This window comes from Capnocytophaga sputigena (assembly GCF_002302495.1).
Taxonomy (GTDB): domain Bacteria; phylum Bacteroidota; class Bacteroidia; order Flavobacteriales; family Flavobacteriaceae; genus Capnocytophaga; species Capnocytophaga sputigena.
In genome coordinates this window covers 1,776,040-1,789,167 of record NZ_CP022379.1, presented here as the reverse complement: position 1 = coordinate 1,789,167, position 13,128 = coordinate 1,776,040, and the positions used below count along the sequence as shown (strand labels likewise).

Annotated in this window: 10 protein-coding genes and 1 pseudogene; 2 read left to right on the top strand and 9 right to left on the bottom strand. The window is 40.9% G+C overall.

What is annotated here, in order from left to right:
- Positions 1–42: 42 nt before the first annotated feature.
- From CGC57_RS07900 to CGC57_RS07890, 3 genes and pseudogenes are all read right to left on the bottom strand, one after another.
- Entirely contained in the window at positions 43–624 is a 582-nt protein-coding gene (locus CGC57_RS07900) for a threonine/serine exporter family protein (protein WP_095898702.1), read from the bottom strand.
- Positions 611–1,381 (bottom strand): threonine/serine exporter family protein, encoded by a 771-nt coding sequence (locus tag CGC57_RS07895; RefSeq protein WP_002680279.1) that lies wholly within the window; start codon positions 1,379–1,381, stop codon positions 611–613. The genes CGC57_RS07900 and CGC57_RS07895 overlap by 14 nt, the downstream gene beginning before the upstream one ends.
- A 147-nt stretch (positions 1,382–1,528) precedes the next feature.
- A pseudogene (locus CGC57_RS07890) lies at positions 1,529–2,806 on the bottom strand (SGBP N-terminal domain-containing protein); the annotation flags it as partial.
- Between the two features lie 244 nt (positions 2,807–3,050).
- Between CGC57_RS07890 and CGC57_RS07885 the strand changes: the two are divergent.
- On the top strand, positions 3,051–3,734 hold the full coding sequence (locus CGC57_RS07885) for a peptidoglycan-binding protein LysM (protein ID WP_095898700.1): 684 nt from the start codon (positions 3,051–3,053) through the stop codon (positions 3,732–3,734).
- Between the two features lie 150 nt (positions 3,735–3,884).
- Here CGC57_RS07885 and CGC57_RS07880 read toward each other — a convergent pair whose 3' ends face one another.
- The 4 genes from CGC57_RS07880 to CGC57_RS07865 all read right to left on the bottom strand — a co-directional run bounded on the left by CGC57_RS07880 (position 3,885) and on the right by CGC57_RS07865 (position 10,287).
- Complete coding sequence (locus CGC57_RS07880) at positions 3,885–5,168, bottom strand: Na+/H+ antiporter NhaC family protein (RefSeq protein WP_095898699.1); 1,284 nt, start codon at positions 5,166–5,168, stop codon at positions 3,885–3,887.
- 28 nt (positions 5,169–5,196) lie between these two features.
- Positions 5,197–5,721 carry a methyltransferase domain-containing protein gene (locus tag CGC57_RS07875; protein WP_095898698.1) on the bottom strand — a complete coding sequence of 175 codons (525 nt, stop codon included), beginning with the start codon at positions 5,719–5,721 and terminating at the stop codon, positions 5,197–5,199.
- Between the two features lie 117 nt (positions 5,722–5,838).
- Complete coding sequence (polA, locus tag CGC57_RS07870) at positions 5,839–8,625, bottom strand: DNA polymerase I (RefSeq protein WP_095898697.1); 2,787 nt, start codon at positions 8,623–8,625, stop codon at positions 5,839–5,841.
- 15 nt (positions 8,626–8,640) lie between these two features.
- Positions 8,641–10,287, bottom strand: coding sequence for an Ig-like domain-containing domain (locus CGC57_RS07865; protein WP_095898696.1), 1,647 nt, complete (start codon positions 10,285–10,287; stop codon positions 8,641–8,643).
- Between the two features lie 193 nt (positions 10,288–10,480).
- Here CGC57_RS07865 and CGC57_RS07860 point away from each other — a divergent pair, with 193 nt between their 5' ends.
- Positions 10,481–11,389 (top strand): hypothetical protein, encoded by a 909-nt coding sequence (locus CGC57_RS07860; protein ID WP_095898695.1) that lies wholly within the window; start codon positions 10,481–10,483, stop codon positions 11,387–11,389.
- A 94-nt stretch (positions 11,390–11,483) separates the two neighbouring features.
- Here the strand turns inward: CGC57_RS07860 and CGC57_RS07855 are convergent, their stop codons facing one another.
- Positions 11,484–12,164, bottom strand: a complete 681-nt coding sequence (locus tag CGC57_RS07855; protein ID WP_095898694.1) for a metal-dependent hydrolase — start codon at positions 12,162–12,164, stop codon at positions 11,484–11,486.
- 36 nt (positions 12,165–12,200) lie between these two features.
- A complete protein-coding gene (menA, locus tag CGC57_RS07850) occupies positions 12,201–13,112 on the bottom strand; it encodes a 1,4-dihydroxy-2-naphthoate octaprenyltransferase (protein WP_095898693.1) in 912 nt (303 codons plus the stop codon).
- Positions 13,113–13,128 lie beyond the last annotated feature (16 nt).

Sequence of the window (13,128 nt, the reverse complement as noted above, 5' to 3'; positions counted from 1 at the left end):
TAATAATTAATAATTAACATGTTACACAATTAACAATTAATGTTATACGGGTTCATTTTCTTCTATTCTTCCTTCTAATTCGGCTTTTGTTTTTTTGCGCATCAAGCGGCGTTTGATAAAATCATTGAGGTCTTTCCCTTTTACCGAATAGGTATTGAAGAGTAACATAGGGGTAATCACTCCAAAGGCTAAACACATAGTAATAAAGCCTGTTTGCAAACCGAGTTTAAAAGTTTGATAAAGCAGGTCGAGAGTTTCATCCTGACGAGTTTCAACAGTTACTATTTGGATGATTTTCATCATAAACTCATAGCCGTATTTACCAGGAATCATATTGATAACGGCAGGAATGGTGAAGACAATAGGTGGTGTATGCACGCGATGGGCAAAATAGACCGCCAAGAGTCCTACGGCACAAGCTCCTAAAAAGGAGGTAATCACAATTTGCTCAGGCATTATAGTACCTAAAAGTATAAACTTAATCCCCCAACCTATACCGCCTAACACCCCTGTAATCCACAAGGCACGGCGGGGAGTGTTGAACAATAACGCAAAGCCAATAGATATCCACATCGACCAAAAGATGCGTTCGGCTAATCCTAAAAATACATCAAAGAAGTTCATAACCAAATAATAGTAAAGCTAAATAAAAACCTAATGAAATCATAAAAACCAAGATAGCAGCGTGAGTGAGTTTGGCTATCCCTGCTACAATACAACCAGAGAGCATATCGATAAATCCGTTGATAAGAGGCACTCCAGGTACCAACCACAGTACACAAGCCGCCAAGGCATTGTGGTACTGCTCTACTCCCGCCAAACGGAAGATACTCATCACGGCTACCGACACAAAAGCAGCCCACCCCCAACAGATGTAGACATTGAACTTGCGCAACTGCAGAATACGACGTCCCGCCAAACCTAATAGCGTTGCTATAAACGACATTCCAAACTCGGTATAACTAGCGTTTTCTTTACCAAACACATAGGCTAATGAACCTCCTGCTACCGATACGAAGAACCACATTACATACATATTGTAGTGAGGTTTAGCTTTAATAGTTGCTACTTGTTCTTCAATTTCTTCGATAGGGAGTTTCTTTTCAATAGCTTCCCAAGAGAGGATACTAATATCGGAAATAGCACTAAAGTTCACACCGTGATGAGGGATTGTACGGACGATAGTTTCCTTTTCGCCTGTAGCCTTATCCTGCACAGTAAGCACGATAGCAGCGTGTGAATAGAAATTTTCGCAATGGTAGTTGAGGGCATTAGAAATGCGTTCTACATTGCGTTCTACCCTACGGGTATTGGCACCGCTGGAAATCAGCAGTTCGTTAATGTCGGCAAATAGACGTGCCGCTCGTTCAATGGGTTTCATATAGTTAATTTATCGATTTGTTGATAGAGGGTTGGAAAAACTCTGAAAGACTCTGAGAAAATGAGATTTAATTTTCTTTTACTTTTGTTTATTGCCCCCAACCTTCAAGGGGGAAAAGCTGCAAGGGTGAGTATTTTCTATGTTTTATTTTTGAATGGTAATTTCTTGGCTAAAAGGCTCTGATTTCAGCTGTATTTGAGAGGAGAGTACTACTTTATAAGTACCTGCAGGCACATCGTTCTCTATTTTAAAAGCAGCCTCAGTAGGTGTTTTATACGAAGGATAAAGTGTTGCTTTCACTTCATTACCTTGCATCAAAAGTAAAGTGCAAAATCTATAGTTTCTATCAAAGTTCATACCGGTATAAGCAAAATACTCTCCTGTAACTGTTAATTCATCACCTGCCTTGAGTGTTGTTTTAGAAAGTGCTTTGATTATAGGTGTACGAACGGGCTCTATTGTTATAGGTTGTTTTTCACTATTCACAAAAGGAAGTACTTGTTCTTTAGCACCACCTTTTACTACAAACTTAAAGTCGTTACCTCCGCTAAATGCTCCTGAAGGTGTATTGAACATCTTAAATTGGATGTTATAATTGGAGATGTCACTCACTGTAAGCTGATAGTCGTGGGTGCCTTTTCTCAGATAATAAGTATATTTCTTCAAGGCTTCAGTATTGGCGAATACTACTGTTTTGAAAGTTTGCAATTCGGTAGTTGCTAAGGAAGTAGTAGGTTCGTACATAATAACATCTAATACATCCAGTACTATCTCACCGCTATCTAAGGTAAAAACGCCACTTTCTACTTCTTCTTTATCAAAAGTTGCCTTGAAGTAGTATTGACCATTTTTATAAGAGTCGGGCAATACCACATACACACGTCTTTCTTTTTTATCGATTTTCTGTACTTTAAGGGTGTAAACATCAAATGGAGGGCGACGTTGAGCGAGTTCCACTTTTATCTGTTCTTTTTTGACAGGCAAGGTATTGACATCAAAATAAACGACCTCGCCTCCTGCTTTGTTGGTGGTATATTCATTAGGGACGTGTCCAATTTCAATAGGTTCATTAGGCTGTGGTGTTTTTTCGGTAGTTACAAGCACTTTGTAGATTTTAGTGCTTTTATCTTCGGCAGTTACGGTATAACTTACTTCTTTGGAGAAATCTTGAGCTATACCGCTATTAGGCGTTACGGTAGCCCCCTTAGAGAAGGTGATAGTAGGGGTAAGGGAGGTAAGACTGGTATCTTCGGGCAATTGGGCAGTGATGGTAGTATTACTAATAGTACTGCTATAAGTAGTACCTTCTACAGTAAAGGTGAACGAAAGTATATTCTTTTCACTGCTTAACAAAGGGGTTTCATCATTGTCTTTTTTACAGGCTAAAGCGAGAAAAAGGACACATAAAGCGTATATCTTTTTCATTGTAAATTAAGTTTTTAGACAGAAGCCGAAACTTCAAGCCGATGTTACAAAGTGCAAAGATAGCGATAATTAGGAAATTAGCAAATGAACAAATAAGGAAATGATTTATAAGATAAGGTGGATTTCAAAAAACTGTTACTAATTTTTGGTACTTGGCATAATTTTTGTACTTTTGCCGCCGAAATAATTTTAAGCAGGCTTTTTTCCTTGTGAAAAACCATCAGTCTTAAAGAAAACAAAATTTATGAATTTAGTTAAAAAGAGGTATTTTTTTGCAGTAATGGTCTTTGCCTTCTTAGGCTTTACCATCAAAGATGAAGAAACAAAAGTAATCACAATTCCACCCACTTTTGTAGTTGATGTACCTCAAATGGCTACCGCTACGCCAGCAGATGCAACTGCAAATAGCGAACTACTCCCTACTTCTTTTACTCTCCACACAGGAAAATCGTTTATTGGATTTAAAGAAGCCTTAGCCTATCGCGAATCACGCGGTAATTACACTATTGTAAACCGTTTTGGCTATATGGGAAAATATCAATTTGGGAAACGCGCCCTTCGCTTCTATGGCGTAACTGATACCGAACAATTCCTCAACTCTCCTGAGCAACAAGAACAAGTATTCGTGTTGAGCTTACAGCGCACTAAATGGTTTTTGCGCAAAGAAATTAAAAAATATGTAGGCAAAACTATCAACGGTATTCACATTACTGAATCGGGGATATTGGCAGCCGCTCACTTGGCTGGTGAGAGTTCTGTGAAGAAATTCTTCAAACATCAAGGGGGATACAACTTTGCTGATGGCAACGGCGTTACCTTGCAACACTACCTTAAAACATTTGCAGGTTACGACACATCGGATATTGAAGCTGTACAAAAACCTCAATGGAAATCCCCTGAAGAAACTCTTTCTTTAGCAGCATTGTAAGGAAAATCCACAAGTAATTCAAAAAAAGTTTTTTTGAGGGTGTTTGCAAAACGCACCCCAGAAATACTATGCAAACAAATTAATTCCAGTCAATTTCACTTTGTCAAAGTCCGTAAAGCCCTGCGTTAAGGACTTTGGCAAAGTTTGAATTTATTTTTTACCCCTTACTTGAATATACACTAAAGTAGCAATGAGTAATAGGTGGAGATAGACTGAGTACCCTACCAAAGATAAATAGTCCATCGTATGGGCAAATTGGTATAGGGCGATTACTTGTGCTCCATAAGGAATGAGACCTTGCGCATAACACGAGAAGATATCTAATACTGAAGCCGCATTGCGGAGGGGTATTTGGAATTGCTCGGCTATACGCTTACTTATTTTAGAAACAATGAGAATTGCCACCGTATTATTCGCTACGCACACATCGGCAACGGTTACTAAAAAGCCCATTCCCAGCAAGGCTGAAGCTCCACTCTTGATGCGTTTGGCAACGAGATTCATCAGGAACTGAATGCCGCCAAAACGCTCTACTAAAAAGGCTAATCCGCCAATGATAAAGTAGAGGAAGAAGATGTCAGCCATATCCATAAAGCCTTTATAAGTGTGTTGAGTGAGGTCTAAGAAAGAGAACTTACCATACACAACTCCCATAACGCCTGAGAACACAACTCCCAAGAACAATGACACAAACACATTCACTCCAAAAAGCGAAATGACCACTACTGCCACATAAGGCAAAATGAGCAAGGGATTGAAGGTGTGATAGGCTTCGCTATGAGTGAAGGTGGTAGCACCAGGGTTGCCAATAAAAAAGAGAATCACCGCCGATAGCAGCGCAACAGGAAGTGCTATTTGAGCATTAGTTTTCATCTTATCACTCATCTTGCAGCCTAACGACTGGGTGGCGGCGATAGTAGTATCGGAAATGAGGGACAGATTGTCGCCAAACATCGCGCCACAAAGCAACGCAGCCCCTATAAGAGCGGTATCAGAATGACTTTCGAAAGCTAAATTGAAGACAATGGGCGAAAGGGTCATAATGGTACCTACCGAGGTGCCTGTTGCAAACGAGAGGAAAGAAGCAATTACAAAAATACCCACGGGAAAGTATTCGGGTGAAATGTAGTACATACCCATATTCACTATGCTATCGATGCTACCAGAGGCTTTGGCTACCGAAGCAAAAGCGCCTGCCAAAAGGGCTATCACACACATCTGCAACACATTGCTATTACCTGCCCCTCTAAAGAAAAGGGCTATCTTCTGGTTGAGAGGTGCGCGGTAGATAAGCAAAGCTACCACCACTGCAAAAAGCGCAATAATAGGCGCTGGCAATGAATAGAAATTATCAAAATAAATACCACTGCCCAAAAATATAGCTACGAATATGAGTAGTGGGATAATACTTACTATTGAGGTTTTTTTCGTCATTTTATAATTTTGTTAATCTGCTAATTTTCTATTTGTTAATTCTCTCGGCTACTACGGCATAATATCTATTAGTAAAATACCGCAACAGCGGACGCAAGCCTAACTTCTTCACGGGGTGCGTCCATTTTTCTCTATATACAATCCGAAATCCTGCTTTTTCTACCAGCATATCTAATTGCCAATCTTCAAACTCGTGGTAATGACAGTCGCGGGGGTCGGCAGTATTGCGATAGGCTTTGGCAAACCAAAGTCGCAAAGGCACGGTAATCAATATTTTATCTGTAGGGATATTTTGCAACACAGCCAAAGGGTTTACCAAGTGTTCCAAAATCTCTAAAGCGGTAGTGAAATCGGCTTGAAAGTTTTGAAGCGTATTTGCCTCAAAATCTAAATCCTGACCAGTAGTATTAAGCACCGTATAGCCTTCCTCTTTCATAATAGTTGAAAAAGGATTTTCTACCCCTATATCGAGGATTGTACTGCCCTGAGGAGCATATTGTTTGAGAATACTCAAGGTTTTTTGATAGCGTTTTTTAGGAAAGGTTTTGTACATAAATTGAGAATTAACAATTGACAAGGGGATAACGTTTAATTTTAAAGAAGTTATCCGAATTTTTTTTCTTTAAGGGCGTTTGCAAAACGCCCCTACATACATAACATACTATAAAAGCTAATGCGCGTCGAGCCAATTGTTACCTACACCTAAATCGGCGACGAGGGGAACGGCAAGGGTAAAGGCGTTTTCCATCGCATCTTTGATGAGGGGCTTTACAAGTTCTAATTCAGTTTTAGGCACATCAAACACTAACTCATCGTGTACTTGGAGGAGCATACGGGTTTGGAGTTTTTGGGCTTGCAATTGGTTGTGTATGCGTATCATTGCAATTTTGATAATATCGGCAGCTGAGCCTTGTATAGGGGCGTTCACGGCGTTGCGCTCGGCACCTCCACGCACTACTTGGTTATGCGAATGAATATCGGGTAGGTAACGACGTCTGCCTAAAATGGTTTCTACATAGCCGTGCTCGCGAGCAAACTCTATTTGTCTATTGATATAGTTGCGCAAGTTAGGATAGGTAGCGTAATAGGTATCTATCAATTCTTTGCTTTCGGAGCGGGAGAGGTCGGTTTGTGCCGATAGCCCAAATGCCGACACGCCATAGATAATCCCAAAATTCACGGTTTTGGCGTGGCTACGTTGCTCGCGGGTTACCTCTTCCAAAGGAACATTGAACACCTTTGCCGCTGTAGAACGGTGAATATCTTCATTGCGGAGGAAGGACTCAATCATATTGTGTTCTTCGCTGAGGGCAGCGATGATGCGGAGTTCAATTTGCGAATAGTCGGCAGAGAGGAGCACATAATCGGGATTGCGAGCGATGAACGCCTTGCGCACCTGCTGCCCACGAGGGGTGCGGATAGGAATATTCTGCAAATTAGGATTGTTGCTACTGAGTCGCCCTGTAGCGGCTACCGTTTGCATATAGGTAGTATGCACGCGACCTGTATTTTTATTCACCTCTAAAGGCAGGGCATCTACATAAGTAGATTTGAGTTTCTGCACTTGTCGCCATTCCAATATATCGGCTACGATTTTGTGTTTGGCTGCAAAAGGTGCTAAAACCTCTTCGGAAGTAGCATACTGACCGGTTTTCGTCTTTTTAGGTTTGCTGTCAATCTTCAGTTTTTCAAAGAGAATATCGCCGAGTTGTTTAGGTGATGCCAAATTGAAAGTCTCGCCTGCCTGCTGGGCTATGGCTGTTTCGAGTTGAGCAATATCGGCATCTAAGGTTTTAGAGTATTCTTTTAAAAAATCCACATCGAGGTTTACCCCTTCGCGTTCCATAGCTGCCAATACTTTGATGAGAGGTGCTTCTAAATCGGTATAGATTTTTTGAGCATTTACTTGGGGCATTTGGCTTTGGAATACATTTTTGAGTTGCCAAGTAACATCGGCATCTTCCACAGCGTATTCCTTTACCTCATCGATAGGCACGGTACGCATAGAGCGTTGGGCTTTTCCTTTGCCAATAAGGCTCTCGATAGCAATAGGTGTATAATTTAGGTAGGTTTCGCTGAGGATATCCATATTGTGACGCATATCAGGATTTAGGAGGTAATGGGCTATCATCGTATCGAAGAGTGCGCCCTGTACCTCAACACCATAGTTTTGCAATACTTTGAGGTCGTATTTCAAATTCTGACCTACTTTGGCTATCTGTTCATTCTCAAAAAACGGACGGAATTGCTCTATGAGCTTAGTAGCTGCTTCTTTTTCTTTAGGAAATGGCAAATAATGACCTTTATGGGCTGCCCAGCAGAAGGAAATCCCCACTAATTCGGCTTCGAGGGCGTCCACATTAGTAGTTTCGGTATCAAAACACACTTCAGTTTGCTGCAATAGGCTTTGCAACAAGAGTTGTTGTGCCATTGGGGTATCGGCTAATTGGTAGAAGTGAGGCGTATTGCTGCTGTTTTTCTTATCGCTCACCAATTGCGGTTGCGCAAAGAGGTCGCCTTGCGAAAATAAATCCAACTGCCCTGAAGTAGCCTTAGGGGGAGCTTGTACCACAGCTTCTGGCTGGTAGGTTTTTAGGAAATTTTGCAGCAACTGACGGAATTCTAACTCATCGAAAATCTTGCCCACCGCTTCAAAATCGGGTTGAGACATTGCGAAATCGGCTTCATCAAAAGTTACCGGCACATCGAGCATAATAGTTGCCAATTGTTTGGAGAGTATGCCTTTTTCCTTGTTATTCTCTATATTTTCGCGGAGTTTGCCTTTCAGTTTATCGGTATTAGCGAGGAGGTTCTCCATAGAGCCAAAATCGGCGAGTAGCTTTTTGGCGGTCTTCTCGCCTACCCCAGGCAGCCCAGGGATATTATCAACAGCATCCCCCATCATACCGAGGAAATCAATCACTTGCAAAGGGTTTTGCACTTCAAATTTCTCTTGCACCTCTTTCACACCCCAAATTTCTATATCATTGCCCGAGCGCGCAGGTCGGTACATAAAGATATTGTCGCTCACCAGCTGCGCATAGTCTTTATCGGGAGTTACCATATACACTTGGTAATCTTGGGCTTCAGCTTGTTTAGAGAGCGTCCCGATGATATCATCGGCTTCGTAGCCCTCTTTTTCGATGATAGGGATGTGCAAAGCCTTGAGTATTTCGTGGATATAGGGGATAGCCAAACGAATCGCTTCGGGAGTTTCCTCGCGATTGGCTTTATAGTCGGTAAAGAGTTCGGTGCGAGCTACGCTCCCTCCCTTGTCGAAAGCGACCGCAAGGTGGTCGGGTTTTTCTTTTTTAATCACCTCGAAAAGGGAGTTCATAAAGCCGAGAATCGCCGAAGTGTTCAATCCTTTGGAATTGATACGCGGATTCTTGATAAAAGCGTAGTAACCCCTGAAAATAAGGGCATAAGCATCGAGGAGGAAAAGACGTTTTTTCATTTTAGGTGTCAGGGGTTAGGGGTTAGTGATTTGCCAATTTTCTTCAACTTCCCAATTGGCGCGGAGTTCGATTTCTTTAGGCAGATACCACACTCGCTCGGGTTGCCGATGTTCTAAGAAACTACCGGTATCCCATTGGCGATTTTTGTTCTTATCTTCAATGAGTCGCAAGCGGAATTTACCAGGGGTTACGTTCTCGAACAGATATTCGGTTAGAGGTTTTTCGATATAAATTTCGCGGAGTACCTCTGTCGCCTTCTCATTAGTAAGTTGCAGTATAAGTGGATATTGCAATGTATTTTCATCAGCATTGAGATGCATTTTTAGGATAGCTACCTCTTCGAGCTTTTTAGTGCGCAGGGTTACTTTTAGAGTATCGTTCGTATGTCCAAAAAAATCGGTGAGGGCATTAGGAAGGGCTTCAATGCGGTAAGTCTCGTCATTCTTTTTATCGAATGAGAGATAGAATTCCAAATTATTGGGGTCTAAACGCGTTTTGAACGGAATAGCCACCGCTGTAGAGTCTTTGCCAGCAAAGACTTTCAGTTTAGAAGGGTCGGTTTTTACGATAGGGATATTGCTCTTGAAGCCAAAATCCTTGTGCATAGGCAAGTCGCCCGAAAAGAGGTTCTCCATCTGCAAACTGTCGTTTTTCATCTCCTTTAAACGCACTTTAAAAGTATCGATTTTCTGTTGTTTGGCAATTGTAAATACCAAAGAATCTTTTTGTTTAGGCGTATACCAAAAGTTGAGTGTATCTTTCTTAGGATCTTTGGAGATGATGTATTTAAAATCGGGAGTTACGTGAGAGATAGGTTTGATTTTCACGCTATCGGTTTTGCCTTCAAAGCCAAATTGCACGCGGTTGCCAGCAGCTTGAGTAGGGCGATGCGCCTTGTAAGGAGGTACTTCTTTGAACAAGCGCAATTTAGGGTAAAAACCTTGTGGATTGCCTTTCAAATCGGCAACGGTAATAGGTTCGTCCATAAAAGCAATTTTGTCGTCCTTAGGATTGAAGATATAATTAGGACTTTTCTCTTTGAGAGCGACGAGTTTGTATTTGCCCTCTTTGAGGTATTCCAGCACAAAACTATCGAGGCTATCGAGAGTATTGGTTACATAAGTAGGTTGCGTTTTGTACACCAATGAGTCGTTATACTGCTCGTTGTAAGGATAGAGCATCACAGTTACGAAATTATCGGGTTTAGGAGCGATTGCATCGGCGATGTCGCCTTCATACCACAGTGAATCGAGGGTGCTACCGGTAGAAAATACGTATTTGAAATCGGAAATCGGGTTGCCCTCGTTGTAATCCTGAATGCTATTACCGAAGTTTAGCACATAGGTAGTATTAGGTTTAAGGGTGTCGATAATATTAATTTCCAACCATTTAGAAGCCGAAGTAGGCGAAATGATAGGAAAAGTTTTCATAGGAGGCGAAATGATGAGCTGCTTGCGAACATCTTTAGTTACCACAAACTCATCAAACTGCAAGCGTATTTTCTTACCGTGGAACTTCATAGCCCCCGATTTAGGCACCGATTGCAAGAGTACGGGTGGGGTAACATCTTTAGGACCTCCAGTGGGAGAGCCACGGCGGGCGCATTGCCAAAGGGTGAGAGCGATAAGGAGAGAGAGGAGTATGGGTAAACGATGTTTCATAGCTAAGATACGAATTTCTAATTTGCAAAAGTAATAAATAATGTGAATATGGCAAGATTTTTGCGGCTTTTATAGTACAGTCCCGTTCGTCTGAAGGGGAACAATCTTCAAAAAACAAGTACTTATAAGATAATTTATTTTAACATAGAACTATATTCTTTCTAAATGAAAATCAATTAAATCATATTATACAATGAGACGAGTGAGTTTATTACTTTCAGCAGTAGGGCTATTAGTCGCTTGCAACAAGAACGACTACAATGAAGAGCCAGAGCTTATTTATTTTGCAGATAAGATTCACGAAGAAATCTTAGCTGTAGGCAGCACCGAAACCACAACCACCGATTATGAGTTTAAATACCGCGGGGTAGGTTTAGTTACGAATGAAAGCGTTAAAATTTCTACACCTTCTACCATAACGCGGACACTTACATACGAGACTTCATACGATGGCAGTTTTCCTAAAACAACGCTTTATAAAGTGGGTGGAACAACAGTGAACACTACCACTTATGATGAATATATTGATAGAGGTAGTATAAAAAAGAAAACAACAGTGGAAGTAGGCAAAGAAAATCTTCCAATAGTAGAAGGATACGAGTATTACAACCGCAATACGCTTTCTAAATACACTTCAGCAAAAAAGACAGCTACCAATACTACCGTTTATACAGTGAAAGAATATACTTGGGGTGGCAGAAATGAACTGAATGTCAAAACATCAGTATATACGCAAACGGGAAATTCAACTACTTCGGCTACAGTAGTTGTTACTGATAAGTATCTGCTTAACTACAACGAAACTGTGAGAGAACACACTCACACCGAAAACAATCAAACCGTGGTGATTACCTATACTTACGATACCAAAACTAACCCTCGTTACTTGCAATTTTCACACCGAATGACCCACCCCGATTTCTTCTTACAAGAGGGCTATGGTCGCAATAATATCACTAAAAAAACAGTGAAATATCCTAATGTTGCAGGAAAAGACTACGAGGAAGAAACTGCTTATGAGTATTTTAAAAACGAATATCCACAAAAAGCTATTATAAAAAGGAATGGCGTAGTAGTAGGAAGCAGGGAGTTTACTTATTAAATAAGAGATAAGAAGTAAAAAAACGCCAAAGGTCATAGTGTTATGCTATGACCTTTGGCGTTTTTAGAGGGTTAGTACTAACTGACTAACTAAATTAGACTACTACAATTTGTCCTACACCTAAAAGTATCAGTTCTTTGCCTTTGGCTTTGAAGCTGCGTACTGCGGCATCTTTATCTATTTTGATATGCGACATAGTGTTGTAGTGGTATCCTAATATTTTATTACATTTTACGAAATCGGAAGCCATAATAGCATCTTCTACGTCCATAGTGAAGTTACCTCCTATAGGCAATACGGCTAAATCTAATTTGTAACGCACTGGGATAAGCTGCATATCGAAATGCAAAGCGGTACTTCCTGCAATGTAAACGGTCTTATCGGCAGTTTTGATTACGAAGCCACAAGCAGAACCTCCATCACTACCATTTTCAAAGGTAGATGAATGCAACGCCGATACCATTTTCACTGAACCAAAAGGGAAATTGAAAGTACCTCCTAAGTCCATAGGGTGGCTGTTCTCAATACCAAGATTGAAAAAGTATCTAGCAATCTCGAAATTAGAGATGATTTGAGCTTTGGTGCGTTTGGCAATCTTCTCTACATCCCAAGTATGGTCTTGCAAAGCCGTAGTGATGAGGATATAATCGGCTTTTATTTGATTGATATCTATATCACTCGCTAAAGGGTTTTCGGAGATAAAAGGGTCTATAAGCAAGTGTGTTTCACCTATTTTTATCCCTATACACGCGTGTCCATAAAAAGTAACTTCCATAGTAATTTGATAAATTTTTAAGTATGTGTATTTTGTTTATTTACTGATATATATTCCTATAAAAAAGAGTATTGAGAGCAAAAAAGTGCTCAAGGCGACTACTTTTAGTTCTTTGTCTAAAAGCTGAAGTTCATTATTGCGCTTTACTGAAAGCAAATGTACCACCAATGGAAGGAATGCTATGAGATAAAGCAATTCCCAACGCATTTGCAGGCGCAATACCGAAAAACTGAGTAAGGCAACCATTGCCAAGACCATCAAATAGTAGTGGTAGTACTTAGCGAGCGAAATTCCCATTTTCACTACCAAAGTATGCTTGCCCGAACGCTGGTCGTTCTCGTAGTCGCGCATATTGTTGAGGTTTAGCACTGCTACACTTAGTAAGCCTATAGAGATTGCAGGCAAGAAAGAAATCCACTGGAGGGATTGTGAGTAAAGAAATTCACTGCCTACTACACTCACCAATCCAAAGAATACGAACACAAAAAGGTCGCCTAAGCCGCGATAACCATAAGCTGAACTGCCTACAGTATATTTGATAGCTGCTGCTACACACAACAATCCTAACACAAAAAATATCGCTAAATAGAGTAGGTTTTCCGAACCAAAAGCTAAGTAGATAAGTATTAATGCTGAAAGTATAGAGAGTCCTGCAGTGATGAGTACTACCCGCTTGAGCTGAGAGCGACTTATCGCTCCGCTTTGCAAAGCGCGTTGAGGACCTAAACGATGTTCATTATCAGTACCTTTTACGCCATCGCCATAGTCGTTAGCAAAATTAGAAAGCACTTGAAACAATATAGTAGTAAGCAAAGCCCAAGCGAATATTTGCCAGCTAAAAGCTGAAGGGTCATTGCGATATGCCAAAGCACTACCGGTGATAATACCTGCTACCGAAAGGGGCAAGGTGCGGAGTCGCGCAGCTTTGATAAGTGTAATTGCTTTCATTTAAGGTACAAAAGTA